The sequence below is a fragment of the Nonomuraea sp. B19D2 genome (assembly GCF_040137845.1).
GTDB lineage: Bacteria > Actinomycetota > Actinomycetes > Streptosporangiales > Streptosporangiaceae > Nonomuraea.
Map to the genome: position 1 here is coordinate 66,850 of NZ_JBEFAK010000005.1, position 24,639 is coordinate 91,488.

Annotated in this window: 22 protein-coding genes and 1 pseudogene; 13 read left to right on the forward strand and 10 right to left on the reverse strand. The window is 71.0% G+C overall.

Translation table 11 applies throughout. The annotated features are described in order from the left end of the window. Nucleotides 1-280: 280 nt before the first annotated feature. A complete protein-coding gene (locus tag ABN273_RS11550; protein WP_349448705.1) occupies nucleotides 281-2,209 on the forward strand; it encodes an ABC transporter ATP-binding protein in 1,929 nt (642 codons plus the stop codon). 220 nt (nucleotides 2,210-2,429) lie between these two features. Here ABN273_RS11550 and ABN273_RS11555 read toward each other — a convergent pair whose 3' ends face one another. Beyond that, nucleotides 2,430-2,987 (reverse strand): hypothetical protein, encoded by a 558-nt coding sequence (locus tag ABN273_RS11555; RefSeq protein ID WP_349448706.1) that lies wholly within the window; start codon nucleotides 2,985-2,987, stop codon nucleotides 2,430-2,432. A gap of 65 nt (nucleotides 2,988-3,052) precedes the next feature. Here ABN273_RS11555 and ABN273_RS11560 point away from each other — a divergent pair, with 65 nt between their 5' ends. Next, nucleotides 3,053-4,084 carry a tyrosine-type recombinase/integrase gene (locus ABN273_RS11560; protein WP_349448707.1) on the forward strand — a complete coding sequence of 344 codons (1,032 nt, stop codon included), beginning with the start codon at nucleotides 3,053-3,055 and terminating at the stop codon, nucleotides 4,082-4,084. Between the two features lie 137 nt (nucleotides 4,085-4,221). Here the strand turns inward: ABN273_RS11560 and ABN273_RS11565 are convergent, their stop codons facing one another. Together ABN273_RS11565 and ABN273_RS11570 are read right to left on the reverse strand one after the other, a co-directional pair. Then, entirely contained in the window at nucleotides 4,222-5,844 is a 1,623-nt protein-coding gene (locus ABN273_RS11565; RefSeq protein WP_349449002.1) for a SulP family inorganic anion transporter, read from the reverse strand. Nucleotides 5,845-6,115: 271 nt separating this feature from the next. After that, nucleotides 6,116-6,721: a TetR family transcriptional regulator gene (locus ABN273_RS11570; RefSeq protein ID WP_349448708.1), complete on the reverse strand. Its 606-nt coding sequence runs from the start codon at nucleotides 6,719-6,721 to the stop codon at nucleotides 6,116-6,118. A 71-nt stretch (nucleotides 6,722-6,792) separates the two neighbouring features. Between ABN273_RS11570 and ABN273_RS11575 the strand changes: the two genes are divergently transcribed. The 6 genes from ABN273_RS11575 (at nucleotide 6,793) to ABN273_RS11600 (ending at nucleotide 14,104) form a co-directional block, all read left to right on the forward strand. Then, entirely contained in the window at nucleotides 6,793-8,766 is a 1,974-nt protein-coding gene (locus ABN273_RS11575; protein WP_349448709.1) for a HelD family protein, read from the forward strand. A gap of 86 nt (nucleotides 8,767-8,852) precedes the next feature. Continuing rightward, nucleotides 8,853-9,176, forward strand: a complete 324-nt coding sequence (locus tag ABN273_RS11580; protein ID WP_349448710.1) for a hypothetical protein — start codon at nucleotides 8,853-8,855, stop codon at nucleotides 9,174-9,176. A gap of 435 nt (nucleotides 9,177-9,611) precedes the next feature. Continuing rightward, nucleotides 9,612-10,208 (forward strand): NUDIX hydrolase, encoded by a 597-nt coding sequence (locus ABN273_RS11585; protein WP_349448711.1) that lies wholly within the window; start codon nucleotides 9,612-9,614, stop codon nucleotides 10,206-10,208. A gap of 252 nt (nucleotides 10,209-10,460) precedes the next feature. Beyond that, nucleotides 10,461-11,120 (forward strand): lysophospholipid acyltransferase family protein, encoded by a 660-nt coding sequence (locus tag ABN273_RS11590; protein ID WP_349448712.1) that lies wholly within the window; start codon nucleotides 10,461-10,463, stop codon nucleotides 11,118-11,120. Between the two features lie 52 nt (nucleotides 11,121-11,172). After that, nucleotides 11,173-12,747 (forward strand): penicillin-binding transpeptidase domain-containing protein, encoded by a 1,575-nt coding sequence (locus ABN273_RS11595; protein ID WP_349448713.1) that lies wholly within the window; start codon nucleotides 11,173-11,175, stop codon nucleotides 12,745-12,747. Between the two features lie 88 nt (nucleotides 12,748-12,835). Beyond that, nucleotides 12,836-14,104, forward strand: a complete 1,269-nt coding sequence (locus ABN273_RS11600) for a M24 family metallopeptidase (protein ID WP_349448714.1) — start codon at nucleotides 12,836-12,838, stop codon at nucleotides 14,102-14,104. Between the two features lie 228 nt (nucleotides 14,105-14,332). Here the strand turns inward: ABN273_RS11600 and ABN273_RS11605 are convergent, their stop codons facing one another. Both ABN273_RS11605 and ABN273_RS11610 read right to left on the reverse strand, forming a co-directional pair. Beyond that, the gene (locus ABN273_RS11605) at nucleotides 14,333-14,947 is read right to left on the reverse strand and encodes a histidine phosphatase family protein (protein ID WP_349448715.1); all 615 of its coding nucleotides are present in this window, start codon (nucleotides 14,945-14,947) and stop codon (nucleotides 14,333-14,335) included. A 221-nt stretch (nucleotides 14,948-15,168) separates the two neighbouring features. Next, nucleotides 15,169-16,461, reverse strand: coding sequence for a PEP/pyruvate-binding domain-containing protein (locus ABN273_RS11610; protein WP_349448716.1), 1,293 nt, complete (start codon nucleotides 16,459-16,461; stop codon nucleotides 15,169-15,171). 59 nt (nucleotides 16,462-16,520) lie between these two features. Between ABN273_RS11610 and ABN273_RS11615 the strand changes: the two genes are divergently transcribed. From ABN273_RS11615 to ABN273_RS11635, 5 genes and pseudogenes are all read left to right on the forward strand, one after another. After that, a complete protein-coding gene (locus ABN273_RS11615; protein WP_349448717.1) occupies nucleotides 16,521-16,916 on the forward strand; it encodes a DNA-binding protein in 396 nt (131 codons plus the stop codon). Continuing rightward, nucleotides 16,913-17,548, forward strand: coding sequence for a transcriptional regulator (locus ABN273_RS11620; protein WP_349448718.1), 636 nt, complete (start codon nucleotides 16,913-16,915; stop codon nucleotides 17,546-17,548). The genes ABN273_RS11615 and ABN273_RS11620 overlap by 4 nt, the downstream gene beginning before the upstream one ends. A 134-nt stretch (nucleotides 17,549-17,682) precedes the next feature. Then, nucleotides 17,683-18,270 carry a GNAT family N-acetyltransferase gene (locus ABN273_RS11625; RefSeq protein ID WP_349448719.1) on the forward strand — a complete coding sequence of 196 codons (588 nt, stop codon included), beginning with the start codon at nucleotides 17,683-17,685 and terminating at the stop codon, nucleotides 18,268-18,270. A 167-nt stretch (nucleotides 18,271-18,437) separates the two neighbouring features. Then, a pseudogene (locus ABN273_RS11630) lies at nucleotides 18,438-18,689 on the forward strand (hypothetical protein); the annotation flags it as partial. Further along, nucleotides 18,601-19,089 (forward strand): OsmC family protein, encoded by a 489-nt coding sequence (locus tag ABN273_RS11635; protein WP_349448720.1) that lies wholly within the window; start codon nucleotides 18,601-18,603, stop codon nucleotides 19,087-19,089. The pseudogene ABN273_RS11630 and the gene ABN273_RS11635, both read left to right, overlap by 89 nt. Before the next feature lie 116 nt (nucleotides 19,090-19,205). Here ABN273_RS11635 and ABN273_RS11640 read toward each other — a convergent pair whose 3' ends face one another. Genes ABN273_RS11640 through ABN273_RS11660 form a run of 5 tightly spaced genes read right to left on the reverse strand, consistent with a single transcriptional unit; the run spans nucleotide 19,206 to nucleotide 24,612 of the window. Then, entirely contained in the window at nucleotides 19,206-20,228 is a 1,023-nt protein-coding gene (locus ABN273_RS11640) for an ABC transporter ATP-binding protein (protein WP_349448721.1), read from the reverse strand. Beyond that, nucleotides 20,221-21,198 (reverse strand): ABC transporter ATP-binding protein, encoded by a 978-nt coding sequence (locus ABN273_RS11645; protein ID WP_349448722.1) that lies wholly within the window; start codon nucleotides 21,196-21,198, stop codon nucleotides 20,221-20,223. The genes ABN273_RS11640 and ABN273_RS11645 overlap by 8 nt, the downstream gene beginning before the upstream one ends. Further along, on the reverse strand, nucleotides 21,195-22,115 hold the full coding sequence (locus ABN273_RS11650; protein WP_349448723.1) for an ABC transporter permease: 921 nt from the start codon (nucleotides 22,113-22,115) through the stop codon (nucleotides 21,195-21,197). Before ABN273_RS11650 ends, ABN273_RS11645 begins: the two co-directional genes overlap by 4 nt. After that, the gene (locus ABN273_RS11655; protein ID WP_349448724.1) at nucleotides 22,112-23,038 is read right to left on the reverse strand and encodes an ABC transporter permease; all 927 of its coding nucleotides are present in this window, start codon (nucleotides 23,036-23,038) and stop codon (nucleotides 22,112-22,114) included. Before ABN273_RS11655 ends, ABN273_RS11650 begins: the two co-directional genes overlap by 4 nt. Nucleotides 23,039-23,049: 11 nt before the next feature. Continuing rightward, entirely contained in the window at nucleotides 23,050-24,612 is a 1,563-nt protein-coding gene (locus ABN273_RS11660; protein ID WP_349448725.1) for an ABC transporter substrate-binding protein, read from the reverse strand. Between the last annotated feature and the right edge of the window lie 27 nt (nucleotides 24,613-24,639).

Consider the following 24,639-nt stretch of genomic DNA (forward strand, 5'->3'; position numbering starts at 1 on the left):
ACGACCCTTGCCGCAATCTGGTGTCACCTACGAAAAGGAAGGAGTGGAATGGTAAGAGTAATCGCCTCCCTGGGCGACCGACTGCTCGGACTTCTCGTCCCGAAGGTCGTCGGCCAGGCCGCCTCATGCACCTCCGCCAATTGCGACAGAGGTATCGGAGGATGCTGCGCCAAGCGGAAGAGAAGGTGCTGCTACAAGAGCGGGCAGGACGTCTGGTGCTACTGCGGCTGCCAGGTCTTCGGCGACGACTGCACATCCGCCTGACGAGCAACCAGGCCCGATGTTGACGCCCAAGCCGGGGCAGCTCTCGGCAGAGTATGCCCCGGCCTCCTCTTGGACCATCATGATTCGCATAGCCGTTGTCGCAGCAGGCCTGGCTTCCCGGGCCGCGCTGTTTCACCTGACGCTGTATGGGCTGCTCGTCGTCATCATGGCCGCCGTCCCGGTCGCCACCGCCTGGCTGATCAAACTCATCCTGGACCGGCTTGGCGGGTCGGTGTTCGGCCCGGGCCTCTACTGGCTAGGAGCCGGCCTCGCGATCATCGGATTGATCACCGCACTGCTGCCGAAGGCGGTTCAGTATCTCCGGGGAGAGATGGAGCGCAGGACCGCCCTGCTGGCTCAGGACCGGCTCTACACCGCGGTCGGGGGGTTTCCCGGTCTCGGACGATTCGAGGATCCGCGCTTTCTCGACCGGCTGCGGCTCGCTGAACAAGCCGCCGCCAGAACCTCTGGCCAGTTGTTCGACGGCCTGCTCGGAGTCACCGCCGGAGCTCTGACGACCGGTGGATTCATCGCCTCTCTTGCCGTGCTGGACCCAGCCGTCACCGGCGCACTACTCCTCTCCATGATCCCGATTCTGCTCGCCGAGATCTCGCTCAGCCGGAGCCGGGCGAGGATGTTGTGGTCGGTGAGTCCCACCGAGCGACGGGAACTGTTCTACGGCTGGTTGCTGAGCAACGTTGACGCGGCCAAGGAAGTCCGGTTGTTCGGGGCCGGCACATTTCTGCGGAAGCGAATGCTGGCCGAACGGCAGGCGGCGAATGCGGCGAAACGCCGTATGGATCGGCGGGAACTCGTCATCCAGAGCACGTTGAGCTGGCTCAGCGCCACGGTCGCGGGCGGAGGCTTGCTTCTGGCCATCCACGCAGCCGGCCAGGGGAAGCTGACAGCAGGCGACATCGCGCTGTTCATCGCCGCGGTGGCCGGCACCCAGGCATCCTTGACGAACATAGTTTCCGAGATCGCTACGGCACACCATGCCTTGCTGCTGTTCGGCTATTACCGAGACATCGTCAGCACGGAACCGGACCTCAAGTCTCCTGCCCAGCCTCTGCCGCTGCCTGTTCTCAGCCAAGGCATCAGGTTCCGTGACGTCTGGTTTCGCTACAGCCCGGATCATCCCTGGGCGCTGCGCGGCGTCGACCTGTTCGTTCCACACGGCCGGGCAATCGGGCTGGTGGGACCCAATGGAGCGGGTAAGAGCACCTTGGTCAAGCTGCTGTGTCGCTTCTACGATCCCGAACGAGGCGTAATCCTTTGGGACGGAGTCGACATCCGTGATGTTCCGGTGGACGAACTGCGCACCCGGATCTGCGCCGTCTTCCAGGACTACATGTGCTACGACCTGACTGCCGCCGAGAACATCGCCATCGGCGACGTCCGGGCACTGGGCGATCGACCCAGCATCGAGCAGGCGGCGCGGAACGCCGGCATCCACCGCCGGCTCGCCGAGCTGCCCCACAGCTACGACACCATGTTGAGCCGCACCCATCTCAGCGCCTTGGAAAACGCCGAAACCGGAGTGCTGCTGTCCGAAGGGCAGTGGCAGCGGCTGGCACTCGCCCGCGGGCTTCTACGGGAAGGACGCGAGCTGATGATCCTGGATGAGCCGAGTTCCGGCTTGGACGCCGAGGCAGAGCATGAGATCCACATCCAGCTACGTGAGCACCGGCACGGCCAGACCAGCCTGCTGATCTCCCATCGCCTGGGAACGATCCGCACCGCCGATCACATCGTGGTGCTGGCCGACGGAAGGGTTGCAGAAGAGGGCACACACGAGCAGCTCATGGCGTCAGGTGGCATGTACGAGCGACTGTTCAGTCTGCAGGCCGAGGGCTACCAGCCCGGCAATTCGGGCGAGACCGATGACGCGGAGTCCGACCTGCGGCAACAGCCGGTACCGCGGAACCGGTCTACCACCATGTGATGTCGCGCGGTGATGGTGACGCTGCCGGTGGCGTTCGGAAGCGCGAGGGCGCCCGCGGTCCAGGTCGGCGTGGTCGTGCCGTCGGCGTTGCGGGTCTACGAGGCGCCGCCACAGCCACCTCGGCAAACGCTCAGGCCTGATCGCGGTGCCGGTCGACTACTCGGCGAGCCTGGAGCTGACCGACAAGCTGGGCGAGCTCACCGGCCCCTTCTGATCGGGTTCAAAGGCTCAGCGCCACGATCCCCGCGCCGAGGATGAAGTCGAGGACCATGCAGAACTCCGCCAGCGACCGCGCCACGACCTGCTTGGCCCGCCAGACAAGCACGTCCTGTACGGCGTGGCCGATCAGCGCCGCCGCGACCAGGAAGCCGCCGGCCTGGGGCGACAGGGTCAGCGCGAGCACGGCCGCCCCGCCGAAGACCAGCATGGCCGGGACCTGCGCCGCCGTCAGCAACGGCTGGCGCAACAGCCCGCCCGCCAGTCCGAGGACGATGAGGGAGATCGCGCCGCCGATCAGGCCGGGCCAGGGATCGATGCCGAGCTTGTCCAGCACCACCCACGCCACGGTGCTGACGATGAACAGGGCCCAGACCGTGCCGGGCTTGCCGAGCACCGCCGTACCGAGGTAGATGAGCGCTGCCAGGAAGACGACGAACCCCAGGCTGCGGCCGTCCTCGAAGTCCAGGAGGCTTAAGGTGGCGAAGCCCAGCCCGAGCAGGGTGGGCCAGCGATGGGCGATGGCCGGCAGCGTGCGGGAAGGCGCAGAAGATCGGGTCATGCGCCAAGTGTCGCCGGTGGGCCACCGGCGACACAGATCTCGCGCGCTCGAGGTCCGGATTCTTGGTGACCAGGTCCCGAAAGGCACGGCGGCTCGGCGGCGGTGCGGGCCGTAAGATCGGCGAGGTGAGCCTGCCCGCCGTCCCCGAGGTGCTGGCGCCGCCGGTCGAGCCGGCGCGCGACCCCTACCACGTCTATCTCGACTCGCTCACCAGCCCCGAGTCGCGCCGCACGATGCGCGGCTGCCTCGACCGGCTGGCCCGGCTGCTCACCGGCGACGAGAGCGCCACGGGCGCGGGCCAGCCGTGGCATTTGCTGCGGTACGAGCACACGGTCCGCATCCGTACGATGCTCACGGACCAGGGCTGGTCGGCGGCCTACGTGAACAAGCACCTGGTGGCGCTGCGGCGCGTGTTGAAGGAGGCGTGGCGGCTGGGCCAGACCAGCGCCGAGGACTTCGCCCGCGCCTCCGACCTGGCCCCGGTACGCCAGAGCCGCCTGCCCATCGGGCACCACGTGCCGCCCGAGGTGGTCGGGGCGGCCCTGTCAGCCTGTGACGACTCGCCGGCGGGAGTGCGGGACGCGGCGCTGATCGCCGTCCTCTACTCCACCGGCTGCCGGCGCGCCGAGCTCGGGGGCCTGTCGCTGGCCGACTACGACCCGGGCAGCCGGTCGCTGCGGGTGCGCGGCAAGCGCGACAAGGAGCGCCTCGTCTATCTCACCGCCGACGCGATCGGGCTGGTGGAGCGGTGGCTGGCGATCCGGGGGAACTCGCCTGGGGCGCTGTTCAGCCCGATCAGCAAGGTGGGCCGGCTGCGCATGCGCGACGGGCGGCCTGTGGGGCTGACCGGGCAGGGCATCGCCGACATCCTGGCCCGCCGCCTGGCCGAGGCGGGGGCGTCCCGGCGTACCGCGCACGACTTCCGGCGCACGTTCATCGGCGAGCTGCTGGACGCCGGGGTGGACCTGGCCACGGCCCAAGCCCTGGTCGGCCACTCCTCCCCCGCCACGACGGCCCGCTACGACCGCCGCCCGGAGAAGACGCGCCGCGACGCCGTCGACCGCCTCCGCCTTCCCGCCCCCCGCCCCCTGTCCTGAGGATCACACCCCTCGCGCGCCCGTCCCACCACCTGTCGGCTGAGGAGGCCAGGGGAGACAGTGCGCCTCCCCCGCCGTTGGCGGACGAGGTGGGCGGGCGGGTGGAGTCGTGGCGATCGGGCGGGGCGGGCGGTGGGTCAGCCGGCGAGGTGGGGAAGCACGCCGGTGTTGTGGAGACGGTCGCGGGCGGCGGCGATGGCCTCGTCGGTCGTGGCGAACACCTGCCCCGCCCGGTCGAGCCGGGCCAGCACCCCGAGGGCCTGCAGCGGCTGGTGGTGGCGGTCCGGGATGCCCGAGACGTACACGCTGATGCCGCGCCGCTCGAGCCGCTCGATCGCGTTCCCCAGGACCAGCGCGCCGCTGGCGTCGATGGTGGTGACGCGGGACATGCGCAGCACCACCACGGACACGTCCGTCACCTCAGACAGCTCCATCAGCAACCGGTGGGCCGCGGCGAAGAACAGCGGCCCCGCCAGGCGGTAGGTGACGATGTGCTCGGCGAGCTGCGCGTGCTCGTCCTCCGTGTGATGGGGCTGCAGATCGTGGCGGAGCGGCTCCGCGTCGAGGCGCGCGTTGCGTGCCATGGCGCGCAGGGCGAGCGCCCCCGCCACCACCAGGCCGAGGATGACGGCGAGCACCGTGTCGAGCGTCAGCGTGGCGACGGCCGTCAGCACCAGCACCGCGGCGTCGCCCCGGGTGGACCTGAACATGCCCCTGACCGTGTCGACCTCCACCATGCGCACCGACGTGGCCAGCAGCACCCCGGCCAGCGCGGCCAGCGGGATCTTGGCGACCAGCCCGGCCGCGGTGTAGACGATCGCGGCCAGGATCGCCGCGTGGGCCAGCGCGGCCAGCCGGGACTGGGCGCCGGAGCGGACGTTCACCGCGGTGCGCACGATGGCGCCCGTGCCGGGCATGCCGCCGAACAGCGGGGTGACGAGGTTGGCCACGCCCTGACCGAACAGCTCCCTGTCGGGGTCGTGCCGGTGCCCGCTGCTCAGCCCGTCGGCGACGGAGGCCGACAGCAGCGACTCCAGCGCGGCCAGGGCGGCCACCGCGACGGCCGGGGCGATCAGGGCGGGCAGCGCGCCCGGGTCCAGGAACCCCAGCGACGGCGCGGGCAGGCCGGCCGGCAGGTCGCCGATCCTGGCCAGCGGCAGCCCGGTCAGCTCGGCGACCACGGTGACGACGGCCACGGCGAGCAGCGCGAAGGGCAGGCTCGGCCGCACGCGCGCGGCCAGCAGCACCGCCGCGGCCACCGCCACGGCGACGAGCATGGCCCACCAGTGCGGCCGGCCGAGGAAGTCGAGGACGGCGTGCCAGGCCACGATCGCGACCTTGTGGCTGTCCTCCGGCTCGACGCCGAGCGCGTGGGGCACCTGCTGCAGGCCGATCACGCAGGCGATGCCGACGGTGAACCCCGCCACGACCGGGGCGGGGACCAGGGCCATGCAGCGGCCGGCGCCCGTCAGCGCGAGCATGACGAGCAGCAGCCCGGCCAGCACGCCGACGGTGAGGACACCGGTGGCGCCGTGGGTGTCCATGATCGGCATGAGCATCACCGTCATGGCGCCGCTCGTGCCCGACACCTGCAGGTCGGAGCCGCCGAACAGGGCCGCCAGCGACCCGGCGACCACGGCCGTGGCCAGCCCGGACGCGGCGCCGAGCCCCGAGGACACGCCGAACCCGAGGGCCAGCGGCAGTGCGACGACCGCCACCGTGAGCCCGGCGAGCAGATCCTGGCGGGGACGGCGGCACATGGCGGCCAGCGCCGCGCGCTCCGGCAGCACGGCCCGCAGCCGCCCCCAGGCGAAGGTCAGCGTGCCCGTCACGTTACGTCACCTCTTGGTGCCAGTCTGTGACCGGCCATGAGCGTGAAGCGTCGTCTCACTGTCACTCCCTTGAGTAAAGCCCGCCCCGCAATGCCCCAAATTGCAGCTTTCTGCAATTGGTCAAGCGGTTGTCACCGTATGAATTACACCCCTTCTCAGCTGCCTAAACGGGATGTTCGCGAGGCGAGAAACGGGAAGTTCACGCGCCGGCGGAAAGGAGCGAGAAGGCACGCTCGGCCGCCCGCACCGCCTCCTGCTCCACCTCCGCCAGCGGCCGCCCCTCCGCCAGCAGGTCCACGTTGCGCCGGGCCAGCACCCGCTGGGCGGCCAGCACCTGCCCGGCGACCAGATCGGCAGTCAGGTCGTCGGTCGTCTCCGCGAGCGCCTCGGCCAGGGCCCGCTCGTCCAGCGACATGTGCTGGAACAGCCGGGCGGCCAGGCTGGGCGTGGAGAACACCATCCGGTTGTAGGCCAGCACCTCCGGATCGTCACTGAGCCCCGTGACGGGGTCATGCCTGGCGAGCCCGTCGAGAAAGTGGCGGCGCAGCGCCTCCAGCGGCCGCTCCCCTGGCTCCCGCCGCCGCACGACGCGGGCGGCCTCGCCCTGATGGTCGGCGATCCGGTGCAGCACGAGGTCTTCCTTGGTCGGGAAGTACTTGAACAGCGTCGGCTTCGACACCCCCGCCGCCGCCGCGATCTCCGTCACGGGCACCTCGTCGAAGCCGCGCTCCAGGAAGAGCGTGATGGCCGCCGCCGAAATGGCCTCGTGGACGCGCTGCCGCTGGAGCTCTCGTAGTCCCGTCATGAGCACACCCTAGCAAAAGTGTTAACCTGGTTAATCTCTTAACCGAGTTAACACTTTGCGGGGAGGTGCGAGTGGGCACGCTCGACGACGAGAGGCAGTACGTCGAACGCTGCAAGGCCGGTCTGCGCAGGATGCTCGAAGGCGCGCGCGACAACGTGATCGTCGGTGAGACCGTGGCCGGCGACCGCTACAGCGCCGAGCGGCTGGGACGCCAACTCAAGAGCCTGGCCAAGGAGCTGAGCGAGGCGCCCGACGGGCCGCCGTTCTTCGGCCGGCTGGACTTCGGCCGGGGCTCGGCCGAGCACGGCGGGCGCGCGTACCACATCGGCAGACGGCACATCACCGGCGAGCACGGAGGCCCGCCCGTGGTGATCGACTGGCGTGCGCCGGTCGCGCGGGCGTTCTACCGGGCCAGCGCCCGCGACCCGCAGGGCGTCGCGGTGCGCCGCCGCTTCGGCTGGTCGGGGACGACGCTGACGAGCTTCGAGGACGAACGGCTCGAGCAGGGCGAGGAAGGCAGGTCGCGCATCCTGGCCGCCGAGATCGAACGCCCCCGCGTCGGCCCCATGCGCGACATCGTGGCCACCATCCAGCCGGAGCAGGACGACCTCGTACGCACCGGACTGGACGCCTCGATCTGCGTCCAGGGCGCGCCGGGCACCGGCAAGACGGCGGTCGGGCTGCACCGGGCGGCGTACCTGCTGTACGCGCACCGGCAGCGGCTCGAACGCTCCGGCGTGCTGGTGCTCGGCCCCAACCGGGCCTTTCTCGGCTACATCTCCGCCGTGCTGCCCGCGCTCGGCGAGATGGACGTCGAGCAGACCACTCTGGAGCGCCTGCTCGCCACCGTCCCCGTCACCGCCGTGGACAGCGAGGCCGCCGCGATGATCAAGCACGACGTCCGGATGGCGGAGGTCCTGCGCAAGGCCCTGTACGAGCGGATCAGCAAACCGGTGGAGCCGGTGGCGGTGCCCGACGGCTCCTACCGGTGGCGGGTGCCGGAGGACGAGCTGCGCCGCATCGTGGACGACACGCGCCGCGAGTCGCTGCCGTACGGGGTGGGCCGGGAGCGGGTCCTGGCCAGGGTGGTCTCCGCGATCCGCCGCCAGGCGGAGGCCAGGGGGCGGACGGCCGACGCGGCCTGGACCCGCAAGATCGCCCGCGGCGTCACCCCGTTCCTGGACGCCGTCTGGCCCGCCGTCAAACCGGAAGAGGTCCTGTACGGGGTCCTGCGGGGCGAGGCGGTCGCAGGGGTGCTGACGGACGCCGAGTGGGCGGCCATCACCTGGGCCAGGCCGCCCCGCAGCGTCAAGAGCGCCAAGTGGACGGCCGCCGATCTCGTGCTGCTCGACGAGATCGCCGGCCTCATCGAGCGCCCGCGCGGCTACGGCCACGTCATCCTCGACGAGGCCCAGGACCTGTCGCCCATGGAGTGCCGGGCCGTGGCCAGGCGCAGTGAGCACGGTTCGCTCACCGTGCTCGGCGACCTGGCCCAGGGCACCACGCCCTGGGCGGCCTCCTCGTGGCCGGAGCGCATGGCGCTGCTGGGCAAGCCGGCGGGCCAGGTCATCGCCCTGACCACCGGCTTCAGGGTGCCCGCTGCCGTGGTCGAGCTGGCCAACACCCTTCTGGCGGCGCTGGCCGTCCAGGTGCCCGCGACCCGCTCGTACCGCTCGGACGGCCGCCTGCGCGTCACCCACGTGACCGGGCTGGAGAAGGGAGTGGTGGCGGCGGCGCGCGAGGCGCTGGCGTTCGAGGGGTCGGTCGGGGTGATCGCGGCGGACGCCGACGTCGAGGCGCTCACGTCCGCACTCTGGGACGAGGGCATGGACGTGGACGGCCGCCTGAGCGTGCAGCCCGCCTCGCTGGTCAAGGGCCTGGAGTACGACCACGTGATCGTGGCCGAGCCCGCCGCCATCGCCGCGGCCGAGCGGCGCGGCCTGAACCGCCTGTACGTCGCACTCACCCGCGCCGTCTCCCGGCTGGACGTCGTACACGCCAGAGCTCTGCCGCCCCAGCTTTCCCGCCCGGCAGAAGCCAGTTGAATTCCCTACATATCCCGGTACGTCGGCTCGACAGGACGGGCGCCTTCGGTGTGTGATGTTGTTCACGTCTCGAGAGGAGCCCGTCAGTGACCTCTTCGCAGGATCCGTCCCAGGGCGACGACGCGCCGCACGCGCGCGACGAGCAGTGGCCGCAGCCGCCGCCATACCCGCCGCCGCCTCCCCAGAAGCAACCACCGAGCAACCAGGTCCTGTCGATCATCGGGTTCGTCTGCGCGGCGGTGGCCGTGCTGTTCATCCCGATCCTGTTCGGGCTGGCCGGCATCGTGCTCGGCGTCGTCGGCCACACGCGGGGCGAGCCCCTGGGCAAGTGGGCCGCCGTCGCCGCCGGCGTGGGGATGGTCCTGGGGATCGTGCTCGGCGCCATCATCGTGAGCAGCATGTCGACCTGACGTCGACCGCCTCGGGGCTGCCGCCCTGAGTTCAGTGCGCCCGGAGCCCGGGCCGCCGCATGGACGAGCCCGGGCACGGCGGGTTCCGGGGCCCGCCGGACACCTCAGGTGGCGGCGAGGTCGACCGTGGGAGACAGCCGGTTGACGTGCTCCTCCCCATGTATGAATGGGGAGGATTCTCATGGCCGTCATGCGGCCACCCCCTGCGGGGCGGTGCGGTTAGTCCCGCCATGAGGTGCTTGACTCGGCGGTCCCGCTCGTCACGGCGTCGGGGATTTGGCACCCTCCCCGAACATGGTCTGGCCGGGCGCGACCGTAAGCAGGTTGGTCCCGAGCTTGTCGAGCTGGCGCAGGAGCTGCTCGCGGGCGGAGGACGAGATCCGCGTTAGCCCCTGTAAGCGCTCCAGCGCGGGGGCGCCGTGCGATCCTTGAGGTGTGCTGTCGCCGATCGATCAACTGCGCGAGCAGATCAAGTCCCATCTGACCGCCTTCGACCGGCGGGAGGTCCCGCCCACCGGCGGGGTGCGCAGGGCCGCCGTCACCGTGTGCGTGCTGGAGGACGCCGAGCGGGTCCCGTACACGGTCCTGATCAAGCGGGCCGCCCGCGGCCGCAATCCCGGGCAGTGGGCGCTGCCCGGCGGGCGGCTCGACGACGGGGAGCGGCCGGTGGACGCGGCGCTGCGCGAACTGGAGGAGGAGACGGGCGTCACCGGGGTCGAGGTGGCCGGGCTGCTCGACGACTTCGTCACCGACTCGGGGTTCGTGATCACGCCGGTGGTGGCGTTCGGCGGCACGCAGGAGCCGGTGGCGGACCCCCGTGAGGTGGCCTCGGTGCACGCCGTGCCGCTGGAGTGGTTCCTGAGGCCCGGGGTGCCACGCTGGCAGGGGGAGCTGCTGCAGATGCCGCTGGGGCCTGCCATCGTGGTGCACGCACCGACTGGGGCAATTTTGTGGCAGTTCGCGGAGGTTGCGCTTCGTGGCCGCGAGCAGCGGGTCTTCGACGTGGTTCAGCCCCGCTGGACGAGAACCTGACCGAATCTTGGGGCCCGATGGAATAGCGATCGCCGGATGTCGGTTAGCATCAAAAGGCCGATGTGGTCTGTGTCCCCCGGGCCGCAAATTACCGCCTTCACGGAATACCGTTCGGCTGGAGCCGTGTTGTGCATCTCGCCGAGGAGGCGACCGCCACATCGGCCTAGACGGCTTTTCCCAGGCGTCCCGCCCTCGGGCGGGACGCCTGCTTTATGGTGGGGTGGCCGACCGCCCGATGATCAGGAGAGCTCGTTGCTGTACGAAGTGGTCAAGTTCGCCGCCGCGCCGCTCGCCCAGGCGATGTGCCGGCCGCACATCTCCGGCGCGGTGCATGTGCCCAGGAGCGGGCCCGCGATCCTGGCCGCCAACCACCTCTCGGTGCTCGACTCGTTCCTGCTGCCGGCGCTGCTGCCGCGGCACGTGACGTTCACCGCGAAGAACGAGTACTTCGAGGGCAACCCCGTCTCCGGGTTCTTCATGCGGCTGGGCGGCAGCCTGCCGATCGACCGGGAGAGCGCGCACGCCGCGCAGGCCATGCTCGACGCCGCCGCCGAGCTGCTGGAGCGGGGCGAGCTGTTCGGCATCCACCCGGAGGGCACCCGCTCCCCCGACGGCCGCCTCTACCGCGGCAAGGTCGGGGTGGCCTGGCTGGCGCTCAAGACGGGCGCGCCGGTGCTGCCGGTGGCGCTCACCGGCACCGAGAAGGTGCTGCCTCTCGGCTCGAAGGTGCCCAGGCCCGCGCGGATCGGCATCTCCATCGGGGCGCCCATGCGGTTCGAGGGCGACCACACCAAGGCCCGCGACCGGCGGCAGGTGACCGACGAGATCATGGCGGCCATCCAGAAGCTGTCCGGCCAGGAATACGTGCCGGCCTACGCCGCCAGCGTCAAGGCAGCCAACGGACAGTCCTAATGTCGTCGAGGGTCAGGGGGATCTAGTGGCGCGGGGTCGTACCATCGCGATCGTGTCCGGCGCCGTCGTGCTCGCGGTGGGGGCCGCGGCCGGTGGCGCGTACTACGTGCTGCACACGAGGGGCACACCGGCTGAGACGGCGCAGCGTTTCGCCGCCGCGTGGCAGGCGGGCGACAAGGCCGCCATGACGGCCCTGCTGGCCAAGCCGCAGCAGCTCAGCGCGTACGACCAGCAACGCAGCGCGCTCGCGGTCGAGTCCACCGCGATCCAGCTCGGCAAGATCACCGAGATCGACGACCGGGCCCGCGCCCCCTACACCGCGACCCTCACCCTCAAGAACATCGGCAAGTGGTCCTACCAGGGTCAGATCGAACTCATGGTGGCCGACCGCACCTGGAAGGTGGACTGGAAGCCCACGACGCTGCATCCGTCGATGACGGCGGGAGCCACCTTCGGGATCAAGACACGCTGGCCCGACCGGGCCGAGATCACCGACGCCGACGGCGGCCGGATCGACACCGGCACGGTCGGCGGGTCGGTGCAGCAGCTGGTCGGCTACCTCGACAAGGCCGGCAAGAAGGACGTGACCCGGCTCGGCTCCTCCTACAAGGTCGGCCAGGCCATCGGACGCGACGGGCTGCAGGAGACGTTCCAGAAGCAGCTGGCGGGCACGCCCACCACCGAGATCCAGCTCGGCGACAAGACACTGCAGACCATCGAGGGCACCGACGGCAAGCCCGTGCAGACCACGCTCGACCCCCACGCGCAGGCCGCGGCGGTGGGGGCGGTCAAGGACATGAAGAAACTCACCTCGATGGTGGCGATCAAGCCGTCCACGGGCGAGATCCTGGCCGTGGTGAACAACCAGGGCGGCTTCAACCGGGCGCTGGACGGCCGCTACCCGCCCGGCTCGACGTTCAAGGCGGTCACGGCGATCGGCCTGCTCGCGGCCGGGATGACCCCTCAGGACACGGTGACGTGCCCGATGTACTCGACCGTCGGCGGCCTGAAGATCCGCAATTCCGACAAGGAGGCGTTCGGGTCCCTGTCGTTCCTCGACTCGTTCGCACACTCGTGCAACACCACGTTCGCGCCGCTGGCCCAGCAGAAGCTGGGCGCCGGCAAGCTGCTCGATGCGGCCGAGGACGTGGGCTTCAACCAGCCGCTGAACATCGGGGTGCCGGCCACCAAGGCCAGCTTCCCCAGGGCCCAGTCCGACGCCGAGCTGGCCGCGGAGGCGTTCGGGCAGGCCAGGATCACGGCCAGCCCGCTGACGATGGCCTCGGTGGCCGCCGCCATCGCCGACGGCACCTGGCGGCCGCCGACGCTCGTGCCCTCGCTGAAGCAGAAGGCCACGGAGCGGCAGCTGCCCGACGGGGTGAAGGAGCAGCTGCACGAGATGATGGCGGCCGTGGTGTCCAAGGGCACGGCCAAGGCGGCGGGGCTGCCCGCCGGCACGCACGGCAAGACCGGCACAGCCGAGTACGGCACCGGCGACGACCTGAACACCCACGCCTGGTTCATCGGGTTCAAGGGCGACGTGGCGTTCGCGGTGGTCGTGGAGGGCGGCAGCGCGGGCGGCAAGGTCGCGGCGCCTGTGGCGGCGGCGTTCCTCAAGGGGCTGTGAGACTCTCCTGCTCGGTACCTTCCGGGGTCTGCGCGGGCGGCCGGCCGGCGTGAGGTGAGCCCGCGCCGGTGCTGGGCAGGGGTCGATTGTGCGGGGAATCGGTGCCGAGGAGTACGCGGCGCGGCAGGAGGCGATGAGGCGGCGGGCCGCGCGGGAGGGCTTCCACGGGGTCGTGGCCTGGTCCAGGGGCGGATCCGGGCAGGACCGTTATGCCGACGTCCACCACCTCACGGGCTTCTACCAGCACCAGCCCTTCGTCCCCGACGCTCCTGGCCACTGGCGGGCGCGGGGCCACGCGGCCGTCGTGCTGCCGGTGGACGTTCCCCCGGCGATCTCGAACGGCCACGCGGCCCGTACCGGCTGGGAGGGCCACGGTCGTGTCGCGGCCATGCTGATCACCGACTCCGGGAATCTCCAGGAGCCGCGGCCGGTGGCACGCGTGCGGGTCGCGGCCGACCTCGTGGACGCGCTCGCCGAGCAGATCAGGGCCTGGATCCGGCCCGGCAAGGTCGCGTTGATCGGCTGCGAGGCGATGACCGCGCCCTGGTGGTGCCGCCTGCGCTCGGTCCTGCCCGGCCACGAGCTGGTGTGCGCCGACGAGCTGGCCTGGGAGGCGCGCCGGATCAAGAGCCCGGCCGAGCTGGACCTGCTGCGCGCCTCCGGAGCGCTGGGCGTGCGCGCGATGGCCGCCGCCCGGGACGCCGCCGCGCCGGACGCCACGGAGGCCGACGTGGCGGCCGCCGCCGTCGCCGAGATCATCCGGGCGGGCGGCGCCTACTACGGCATGGGCATCTCGTCCGGCGCCGAGTCCCACACGTTCGCCGCCTCCGATCCCGCCCCCTACTCCGCCGACCGGCGGCTCGCGGCGGGCGACCTGCTCAGGATCGACCTGTACGGGTCGGTGCACGGCTACCTGTTCGAGCTGGCCCGTACGTGGGTCGTCGGCGAGGAGCCGACCACGGAGCAGCGGCGGCTGCTCGACGCGGTCCGCGACAGCGTCCTGGCCGGGATCGAGCTGCTGCGGCCCGGCCGGCCCTTCGGCGAGGTGGCGCGCCGGTGCCAGCAGGTGTTCGAACGGTCGGCGTTCGCTACCCACCACGGGCTGCCCGAACCTGAGATGCACGGGGGCTGGGGGCACGGGCTGGGGCTGTCGTTCGAACCGCCGTGGATCATCGAGGACGGGCCGCACGCGGGCGAGCGGGCCGAGGCCGGGATGTGCCTGGCTCTGGAGCGCAGGCTCGCGGTCCATTCGGTGGGCGGGGCCGGGTACGAGGAGGACGTCATCGTCACGGACGCGGGACCGGAGCTCACCACAGTAAGCCACCGCGCCCCCGAACCGGCCGCACGCCGGCCGTGAAACCGGCCTCCCGGCACAAGCCCCGCCGTGGGTTCTCATCCGAAGTGGCGAGTTCTCAGCCCTACGGCGAGGTACGGCTGGATGTGGCCGAGCGTCTGCCGCCCGGCGGCGCTACTCAGGCTCCGTGGGCCGGCAGCCCGGAGTAGCTTCACGATCAGACATGGGAGAGGGGCGTCGGAGCCCAGCCGGCAGACGCGTTCGGGCGGTGGCGGGCTGTGGCGGGCCGCCTCATGGCCTCATGCCGTCGGGGAACCCGGTCCAGCGCAGGTCTGCAGGGAGATGACTCATGTCGTTGAACATCACGAGTGTCGGCGGCAGGCCGGTGCGGTAGTCGATGACCGTCAGTGCGGCGTTGGCGCTGTTCAGGCCGAGCCACCGCGATGGCGGCGCGTCCATGGCGTGCCGCACCAGCCACGCGATCTGGTAGGCGTGCGTCACCAGAACCTCGTGGGTGTCGCGCCGGGTTCCTGTCGCGGTTGTGTCGGGGACCTTGGCGAACCGGGCGACCAAGGCGTCGGCAAGTTTCCGGCCCGAGGCCGCCTCGGCGCCGTCGTAGCCGTCGAAGAAGCCGTCCCAGGACGGTGGTGTTTCGGCCGCGGGAGGAACGTAGGGCACATGGTCGATGAGTTCGGCGGCCTCGGCGACGGGCGCGTTGTGCAGGTGGCGGGCGAGTTCGTGCGCGCTGGCCATGGCGCGCGGCAGCGGAGAGTGCCACACGGCGTCGACGGGAAGGCCGGCGAGCCGTTCGCCCAGCAGGCCCGCCTGCCGGCGACCGATGTCGGTGAGGTTCCCGAAGGCGTCGGCCGCGCCGTGGCGTACCAGGTAGAGGTGTCGCGTGGTCATGAGCAACCGGGGCGCGGTGCCCGCGTGGGCCCGCTTCCCGTCTCCTTTCGATCGTGGGTGACGTGGGGGTGAGTGCGGCTGTTCGATGCGGCGGAGGGCGAGGAGGCCGTGCGCCGCCGGATGGGTGGAGTCCATGCCGTGGCGGTCGCCGGTACTCGTGCTTCGTCGGCGGTGTGTGGCTCGCGGGTGATGGCTTGTCAGCCGGAAAGGCAGAGGATTGGTCACGCATCGGCCGCCGTGACGGTGCCGGTGGTGCCGTCGATGGTGACGGTGGCGTCGTCGTGGAGTCTGCTCGTCGCGTTCGGGATGCCGAGGACCGCGGGGATGCCGTGCTCGCGAGCGACGATCGCGGCGTGGGAGAGCACGCCTCCGGTTTCGGTGATGACGCCGGCCGCGATGCGCAGCAGCGGCGTCCAGGCGGGGTCGGTGAAGGGGCAGACGATGATGTCGCCGGGGCGCGCGCGGGTGAAGTCGCGGGGACCGCGGATGATCCTCGCGGTCCCTGTCACGACTCCGTGGCTGCCGGGCGTTCCGGTCAGCGTGGGCGCGGCAGCCGGGGCGGGGCCGGCAGGCGAAGGCCACGCCAGGGGTACGGCAGCCGGGGTGGTACCGGCAGACGCCGGCCAATCCGGGGGTGCGGCGGTGACCGGCCGTGCCTGCAGGATCCAGGTACGGCCGTCGGCGATCGCCCACTCGACGTCCTGCGGTCCGCCGCGTACGGCGGCGATCTCCTTGCCAAGCTCGGCGAGCAGTTTGGCGGTCGCGTCGTCGATTGCCGGCCGGTCGCGGGCACGGGTGGGCACGTCGGACATGACGAGCTGCCTGCCGCGCCGGTCGAGGCGGGTCCGTTTGTGCGCGACCGTGCGGGTGACCGACCCGTCCTCGGCGACGCGGTAGGCGTCAGGGGTGACCGTGCCGCCGACGATGCTGGGGCCGAGCCCCCAGGACGCCTCGATCCGGGTCGCGTCGTGCGGGTCCGCGGGGGTGAACATGACCCCGGACACCTCGGCGTCCAGATGGCGTTGCACGAGGACGGCCATGACGAGATCGTCGAAGGGCCGGCCGCCGCGGCCGGAGGCGCCCCGGTAGTCGATGGCGCGCGACGTGAACAGCGAGGCCCAGCAGGCGCGGATGGCGTCGGTGACCGCGCCGGCCCCACGCACGGCGAGAAAGCTGTCGTGCTGCCCGGCCGCCGACGCCTGGCCGGTGTCCTCATGCGCGGCGGATGATCTCACCGCGACGGGCGGATCGCCGAGCTCGTCGAGCGCGCGTCCGAGCGCGCCGATCACGGTGGCGTGGACCGGGCGGGCCTCGATCGCCCGCCGCACGGCGCCGAGGTGGCCCGGCTCGCCGGCGAACCGCTCGAGGTCCAGGTCGCGGACGGCGGCGCGGTAAGCGGCGAACGGCACGACGAAGCCGCCGGGAACCGGCAGTCCCGCGCGAAGCAGCGCACCGAGCGCACCGGCCTTGCCCCCGCACGTATCGGCGGCAGCCGACATGAGGGGTACGATCATCCACTTCGCCTTTCAACGAAACATTGACAACAATTTCTTGATTGTGAATCATGAACGGCATGTCACGCAAGCAGGACCTGACGCACACCGGGCGCGCAGACCACGCCCAGGCCGACCGCGAGCACGACGCGAGCCAACGCCTTCTGCGCCTGGGCGCGGACGCGCTCGACACCCGCCCATGGCGCCCCTCGCCGGCCTTGCCGTCGGCGGTCGACCTTGTCCAATTCGCCGTCTGGCGCAACGCCGACCTGGACCCGGAGGACGTCCTGAGCGCGCTGGCCCTCCTGCCCGCCGCACGCGCCGAAGTCGAAGGACTCGAATCCGCCCTGCTGTTCATTGCCCGCAGCGCCGGACTGACCTGGGCACAGATAGCGCACCAGATGGGATTCAACTCCCCGCAGGCGTGCCAGCAGCACTACACCCGCCTGACAGCGCGGCAGGACGCCGGCTCGTGACGCGCGACTCCCCTCCCGACCTGCTGGTCCTGCACGCGGTGCGCATCCTCGGGTTCGCGGACACCCCGCTGATCGCCAAGCGGTACGAGCTCGACGCGGCCCAGACCGAAGAGCTGCTGCACTACGCCGAGGCACGCGGCTGGGCCGGACACGCCGCCTTCGCCGGCACCGCGGGCTGGTCGCTGACCGAACCGGGCCGGGCCGAGAACGAGCGCCAGCTCGCGGCCGAGCTCGCACGCGTCGGCGGCGCCGAGGAGGTCCGTGACGTCTACCGCGAGTTCCTCCCGCTGAACGCCCTCCTGCTCCGCGCCTGCACCGACTGGCAACTCCGGCCCACCGCGGGCGACCGGCTCGCCGTCAACGACCACTCCGATTTCGCCTGGGACGCCCGAATCCTCTACGAGCTCGCCGGCATCTCCCGCGCCCTCACGCCACTGGCCGACCGGCTCGGGAGCATCCTGACCCGGTTGCGCGGATACGACACCCGATTCGCCGCGGCCCTGGCGCGCGCCCGAGCCGGGGAAAGCGCCTGGGTGGACCGCACCGACGTCGACTCCTGCCATCGTGTCTGGTTCCAGCTCCACGAAGACCTCATTGCCACGCTCGGCCTCGACCGGCACGCGCAACCATGACCGCGTCGCAGGCGTACGTCCGCTCAGCTCCCTGGCCAGAGGTTTGCCGAGTTCACCTGATAAATGGGACGGGACACCCGCCGCCGCGGTCCGTCCTCACAGCGAGTCGGTGGAGACACCGATCGAGGAGTGTCATGACCGTCATCCTGTCCGTGGAGCCCACTGCGTCCGCGCCTGCGTTGCGCCTGCGACCGTGGAGAGGTGAGGACGCGGTGGCCCTCATGGCGGCTCATCGTGATCCACTTCTGCGCCGCTGGCTGACCGCCTCTCTGGTCAGCGAGGCGGACGCCCGCCGATGGATCGATGATCAGAATGAAGGGTGGCTCGCAGGCGTCCGATTCAGCTTCGCCGTACTGGAGCGCAGCAGCGGCAAAAGCGAAGCCGACCAGCCAGTCGGCCACGTCGTGGTCAAGGGAGGCGTCGATCCCGCGGACGCCTCAGCGGAGGTGGGTTACTGGACCTCGGCTCAGGTCCGAGGCCGGGGAATCGCTTCGCGCGCCCTCGAGGCCATATCGCGGTGGGCGCTCGGCCCGCAGTGCGTGATGCCTCTGACACGCCTCAATCTGCTTCATGCCGTGGACAACCATGCCTCTTGCCGCGTGGCAGAGAAATGCCGATACGTCCTCCGCTCCGTACTCCCCGCTCAACCCCCCGCCTTCCCAACCGAGGGGCACCTGCACGTACGCACGAACGCGGCGGCTGGATCCGTGAGTGTGGAGTAGCAGCGTCCCGCTTCCCGGAATCCGCCATTCCACATGAGACAGCAAGACCAGTGATCGTCCTGAATGCGAATGGCGAACCCGGTCCGGCCCCACGCCCGTTCCGGACACCCGCTCTGGCCTTGATCGGCAACCGCATGCCAAGCTGAAGGCGTTTCCGCCGTTTCCACCAGTTGATCGCGGAGCTGGCGGGCAACTCGATGGCGCTGCACGCGTTGGAGCGGATCTGGGACCAGATCCAAGTGTGCACGTTGCGTTCACTCGCGCCGCCGTCGCGGCCCGCGCACACGTACTCGACACCCGTACCATCACCACCAGCGATGAGGAGCGATCATGACCCGCCAGCACACCTATCCGGTCGTCGTGACCTGGACCGGCAACAAGGGCACCGGCACCAGCGGCTACCGCGACTACAGCCGTGAGCACGAGCTGACCGCCGAGGGCCCGCAGGCCATCGCGGCCAGCTCCGACCCCGCCTTCCGCGGCGACCCGTCGCGCTGGAACCCCGAGCAGTTGCTGGTCGGTTCGCTCTCGCAGTGCCACATGTTGTCGTATCTGCACAAGTGCTCCGTCGCCGGCGTCGTCGTCACCGAGTACGTCGACAACGCGGTCGGCACCATGGCCGAGACGGCGGACGGCGGCCACTTCACCGAGGTGGTGCTGCGCCCGGCGGTCACCGTGGCGTCGCCCGACATGGTGGACGCCGCCGTCAAGCTGCACGAAGACGCCCATAGCGTGTGCTTCATCGCCAGTTCCGTGAATTTCCCGGTACGCCACGAGCCGACCATCCGCAGTGAGGGCCAGGACGCCGCGGCCTCGTGAGCCGAGGCCGCGCACGGCATCCCTGAACCGGCGGGGCAATCCCGCGGCGGCGGGACCTCACACGGTTTGCGAGGCGAGACCTCACGCCGCACCAGGCCGCATGCCCCTGCCGGGCCTCACGCGGTGGTCGCCTCCTGGAGGGGGAAGTGGCACGCGGCCGCGTGCGGCGAGTCGTTGCCGGACGGCTCGAGAGGCGGCGCCTCCTGGGCGCAGATGTCCTGCGCCTTCCAGCAGCGGGTCCGGAACCGGCAACCCGACGGCGGGTGGAGCGGGGAGGGCACCTCGCCCTTGAGCAGGATCCGTTCGCGCCGTCCCTCAGGGTTGATGTCGAGCACCGGCGCCGCGGACATCAGCGCGGCGGTGTAGGGATGGCGCGGCTGGTCGAACACCTGCTTCGTCGGCCCGGTCTCGACGATCTTGCCGAGGTACATGACCGAGACGCGGTCGGCGACGTGCCGGACGACGGACAGGTCGTGAGAGATGAAGATGTACGACACGCCCAGCCTGGCCTGCAGATCGGTGAGCAGGTTGAGCACCTGCGCCTGGACCGACAGGTCGAGCGCGGACACCGGCTCGTCGCACACGATGACGTCCGGTCCGAGGGCGAGCGCTCGGGCGATTCCCAGCCGCTGGCGCTGCCCGCCGGACAACTCCTGCGGATACCGGCGGGCGTCGCTTGCCCGCAACCCCACCATCTCGAGGAGTTCGGCCACCCGCTTGCCGCGCTCCTTCACCGGCACCAGGTCCCGGTGGGTGCGCCACGGCTCGGCGACGATGTCCTCGGCGGACAGCCGGGCGTTCAGTGACGCGAACGGGTCCTGGAACACCATCTGGACCCGGCGGCGCCACTTGAGCAGTTCCTTGCCGCGCAGCTCGAACGGGTCCGTGCCCTCGAACCTGACGTGGCCCTGATCTGGGCGCTCCAGCATGAGCAGTATCCGGGCGAGGGTCGACTTGCCGCAGCCGGACTCGCCGACCAGGCCCAACGTCTCGCCTCGCGCCAACCGCAGGTCGACTCCGTCGATCGCGCGCAGGCGCCTGCGGCCGGTCACGTGGAAGGTCTTCGTCAGCCCCGCCACCTGCAGCAGCGGGACGGCGGCCTGCTGCACAGCGGGCGCCGACGTGGCGGGCTCAGTCATCCGTCAGCTCCTTCCAGTGGTGGCAGGCGGACAGGCGGCCCGGTCCTGTCTCGACGAGGACGGGGCGCTGATCCGCGCACACGTCGGTGGCCATCGGGCAGCGCGCGCGGAAGGCGCAGCCCGAGGGCACCGAGTGCAGGTCGGGCGGGCTGCCGGGGATGGACTTCAGGATGGTGCCGCGCGCCACCTCCGCGGGCATCGAGTCGAGCAGCCCTCGGGTGTACGGGTGGCGTGGCCGGGAGAACACCTCCGCCACCCGGCCGGTCTCGACGATGCTGCCCGCGTACATGACGGCGACGTGGTCGGCCTGCTCGGCCACGACGGCGAGGTCATGGGTGATCAGGATCAGCGCCGTCTGCTGCTCGGTGCGCAGCTCCCGCAGCAGTTCCATGATCTGGGCCTGCACGGTGACGTCGAGGGCCGTGGTCGGTTCGTCGGCGAGCAGGACCTTGGGGTGGAGGGCGACCGCCAGCGCGATGAGCAGCCGCTGGCGCATCCCGCCGGAGAACTGGTGCGGATAGGCGCCGGCCCGGGCGCCCGGCTCGGGGATGCCGACCCGCTCCATCAGTTCGACGGCCCGCTTCCTGGCCGCGCGGCGGGACAGGCGCTCATGGATCCGGAACGGCTCGGCGAGCTGGGCGCCGACCGTCTGGACGGGATTGAGCGCGGTGAGCGCGTCCTGGAACACGATGGCCAGGCCGGGCCCGGCCAGCCGCCGGCGCTCCTGCGGGGTCAGGGTCAGCAGGTCGGTCCCCTCCAGGCGCACGGCGCCGCCCGCCACATGCGCCACCGGGTCGAGCAGGCCGGCGATGGCCTGCGCGGTCATGCTCTTGCCGCAGCCCGACTCGCCGAGCAGGGCCAACGTCTCGCCGGAGCGGACGGAGAAGCTGACCTCCCGCACGGCGCGTACCGTCCCGGATGGGGTACGGATGTCGACCGCCAGCCGATCCACCTCCAGCGCCGGGGTCACGGCTTCACCTCCTTGACGCGGCGGGAGCGGGGCAGGGTGAGCCGCCACCGCTGTCCGGGGTCCATGGCCAGGCGGGCCCAGGACGCGAGCACGGTCGCCGACACGGTGGTCACCACGATGGCGAGCCCCGGGAAGACGGCGATCCACCAGGCGCTCTGCAGCACCTGCCGGCCCTGGGCGACCATCAGGCCCCAGCTCATGTCGGGGGGCTGGATGCCGATGCCCAGGAAGCTCAGCGACGATTCGGTCAGCATCACGAAACAGAAGTCCAACGTTGCGACGGTGAACAGGGTGGGCAGCACGGTCGGCGCCACGTGCCTGCCGATGATCGCCCAGCTCCTGGTGCCGAACGTGCGCGCCGCGTCGACGAACAGCCGGCTCTGCAGCTCGGCCGACTCCGCGCGGGCGGCCCGCAGGTAGATCGGGATCCGGGCGATCGCCAGGACCAGGATGATGTTCCCGGCGCTTGGCGAGAAGACGTACAGCACGACCACGGCCAGCAGCAGCGAGGGGAAGCTGAGGATGACGTCGGCGATGCGCATGGAGACGTTCTCCCGCCACCCCCGGTGGTAGCCGGCCCACATTCCCCAGATCGACCCGATGACGAGCGAGATCACCACGGCCGGGATCGCCACGGAGAGCGTCGTACGGCTGGCCACGATGAGCCGGGCGAGCACGCTGCGCCCGAGCGAGTCGCTGCCGAGCACGAACGCCCAGCCGTCGTCGAGGCTGAACGGCGGCCGGTTGGCCGCCCGCAGGTTCTGTCCCACGGCCAGATCGCTGAGCAGCATCGGCCCCACGAGGGCGGAGGCGGCCACGATCAGCAGGATCACCGCCGCCACGCAGGCGAACCGGTCCCGCAGCAGCAGTCGCCACCAGCCGGTACGCCGGGCGAGGGGCGTGTCGACGAGGGTCATGCCGTCACCCCCTGACGCACACGCGAGTCGAGAAGCGCGTAACAGGCGTCGATGACGATGTTGAGCGCGAAGATGGTGACCGCGGTCACCAGGACCGCGGCCTGCAGCACCGCGAAGTCGCGCTGCAGGATCGAGGTGATCATCAGCTTGCCGATGCCCGGCCAGCCGAAGATGGTCTCGACGACCACGGCCCCATTGACCAGCCCGACCGCGAGGTCGCCGGCCACGGTGAGCGCCGGAGGGGCGGCGTTGCGCAGCGCGTGGCCGAAGACCACCCGCAGCTCTCCCGCGCCCTTGCTCCGGGCGACCTTGATGTACGGGGCCGACAGCGCGGAGACCATCGCCCCGCGCACCACCTGCACCAGCACGCCGAACGGCCGGACCAGCAAGGTGACCACCGGCAGCACCCACGCGGCCGCGCCTTGCGTGCCCGACGTGGGCAGCCAGCCGAGGGCCACGGCGAAGACCAGGACACCCATGATGGCGAACCAGAAGTCCGGCATGCTCGCCGCGGTGGTCGAGGTGAAGCTGGCGATCCGGTCGGCCAGGGAGTTCGGGCGGTAGGCCGCCCAGCTTCCGACGACGACCGCACCGAGGATCGCCAGGACCATCGTGGTGCCCGCCAGCTGCAGTGTCGCCGGGAACGCCCGCAGCACGGCCGCGGCGGCGGGTTCGGCGGTCCGCAGCGACTCGCCGAAGTCGAGCCGGACCACCTGAGCCAGGTAGTCGCCGAACTGGACGAGCAGCGGCTGGTCGAATCCGTGCCGGGCGGCGAACTCCGCCCGCATCTCCGGGGTGGCGCTGAGTGGCAGGTAGAGGTTCGCCGGGTCGCCGGTGAGGCGGGCCAGGCAGAACACCCCGAGGATCACGACGACCAGCGGGATCGCACTTGATGTGATGCGACGCCGCAGGAAGGTCAGCACAACTGCTCCTCTCAGCCGGCCGGGTGCATCTCGGCGAGACGCATCTCGTCGTTCGTGGCGGCGTTGGGCTGGTAGGTGACCTTCTTCGACAGGGCCAGGATGCCCGTCATGTGTGCGAGGACCGCGTCACGTACGACGTCCTTGCCCTGGTACTCCAGCGCCTTGGCGAACGCCGCCTGGCGCTCCTCGCCCGAGGCCTGCTCGGCGGTGGAGATCAGCTCGTCCAGTTCCTTGGTGCCGTAGCTGCTCTGCGCGCCCTTGGTGCCGTAGATCTGGCCCATCGTGAAGGCCGCGTCGCCGGCCTGGTTGCCGTGCTGAGCCTGCAGCAGGGTGGGGCCGGCGTCCTTGGGGAACGGCGCCAGCAGGTACTCCAGCCAGGCGTTCACGTCGAGCATCTGGATCTTCACCGAGAGCCCGGCCTGCGTCAGCGCGTTCTGCACGACCTCCATCGCCTCGGCGGCCTTGGGGTAGATCCCGTTCCTGCCGATGATCGTGATGGGCGTGTCCGTGGGGACGCCGTCGGCCTTGGCGTCCGCGATCAGCTTCTTGGCCTGCGCCATGTCGTACGGCCAGGGCTGGATGGCGGAGCTGTGACCGGTCACGCCTTCGGGGACGAGCTGGCCGGCCGGCTTGCCGAGCCCGGCGAACACGGAGGCGACGAGTCCGTTCTTGTCGATGGCGTAGTTGATCGCCTGCCGCACGCGGATGTCGTTGAGCGGCGCCTTGCCGGCGTCGATGCGCAGGTAGGAGGTCTCGTTGTTGGGGAACTCCACGGCGGCTTCGCCCGCGCCGTCCTCGGGGGCCAGGCCGATGGCGACGTCCGCCTCGTCGCTCTGGATCATGGCCGCCCGGATGCTGCCTTCGGCGCGCCAGACGTACTCCGCCGCGGCGAATTCCGGTGCCTTGCCCCAGTAACCGACATACCGCTCCAGCCGCAGGCTGCGCCCGGAGTCCCACTTGGCGATCTTGTACGGGCCGGTGCCGACGGGCTCGCGTACCTTGCCGGTCATGCTCGTCGTGGCCGGCACGATCTCGATGAAGGACAGCCGCAGCGGCAGGATCGGGTCCGGCTTGGCCGTCTTCACCTTGAGGGTCGCCTCATCCGCGGCCGTCGCCGTGAGCTCGATGCCGCCGAAGACGTAGCCCTTCACGTTGCAGTCGATCTTGGAGGCGACGGTGCGCTCGATGGAGAAGGCGGCCGCCTTGGCGTCGAACGCCGTGCCGTCGTGGAACTTCACGCCCTTGCGCAGGGTGAAGGTCCACTCGGTCGGCGAGTCCTGCTTCCACTCCGTGGCCAGCGCCGGCTGGAGCTGTCCGGTGCCGGGGTCGCGCTCGGTGAGCGCCTCGGTGATGTTGGCCCGGGTGACGCGCCCCGTCGCGGTGAGCGAGGCGTCGCACGGCTCCAGCGTCGGCGGCTCCTCGGGCAGCACGATGCGGACGGTGCTGGCCGCCGCGCCGGACGAGGGCTCAGGACCGCTGTTCGCGACCGAGCAGGCGCCTGCTGACAACATGGCGCCCAGCGCCAAGAGGGCGGAGGCTGCCTGGCGGCGGCGGGGAGTGATGGTGGTGATCATGGTACCTCCGAAATCGCCTGCTACCGG

Coding starts and splice junctions, on each gene's coding strand:
- ABN273_RS11660 (WP_349448725.1), bottom strand. CDS start 24,612: ATGATCACCACCATCACTCCCCGCCGCCGCCAGGCAGCCTCCGCCCTC.
- ABN273_RS11625 (WP_349448719.1), top strand. CDS start 17,683: ATGACCGTCATCCTGTCCGTGGAGCCCACTGCGTCCGCGCCTGCGTTG.
- ABN273_RS11650 (WP_349448723.1), bottom strand. CDS start 22,115: ATGACCCTCGTCGACACGCCCCTCGCCCGGCGTACCGGCTGGTGGCGA.
- ABN273_RS11570 (WP_349448708.1), bottom strand. CDS start 6,721: ATGACGGGACTACGAGAGCTCCAGCGGCAGCGCGTCCACGAGGCCATT.
- ABN273_RS11640 (WP_349448721.1), bottom strand. CDS start 20,228: ATGACTGAGCCCGCCACGTCGGCGCCCGCTGTGCAGCAGGCCGCCGTC.
- ABN273_RS11605 (WP_349448715.1), bottom strand. CDS start 14,947: ATGACCACGCGACACCTCTACCTGGTACGCCACGGCGCGGCCGACGCC.
- ABN273_RS11635 (WP_349448720.1), top strand. CDS start 18,601: ATGACCCGCCAGCACACCTATCCGGTCGTCGTGACCTGGACCGGCAAC.
- ABN273_RS11610 (WP_349448716.1), bottom strand. CDS start 16,461: ATGATCGTACCCCTCATGTCGGCTGCCGCCGATACGTGCGGGGGCAAG.
- ABN273_RS11550 (WP_349448705.1), top strand. CDS start 281: ATGTTGACGCCCAAGCCGGGGCAGCTCTCGGCAGAGTATGCCCCGGCC.
- ABN273_RS11565 (WP_349449002.1), bottom strand. CDS start 5,844: ATGTGCCGCCGTCCCCGCCAGGATCTGCTCGCCGGGCTCACGGTGGCG.
- ABN273_RS11615 (WP_349448717.1), top strand. CDS start 16,521: ATGTCACGCAAGCAGGACCTGACGCACACCGGGCGCGCAGACCACGCC.
- ABN273_RS11555 (WP_349448706.1), bottom strand. CDS start 2,987: ATGACCCGATCTTCTGCGCCTTCCCGCACGCTGCCGGCCATCGCCCAT.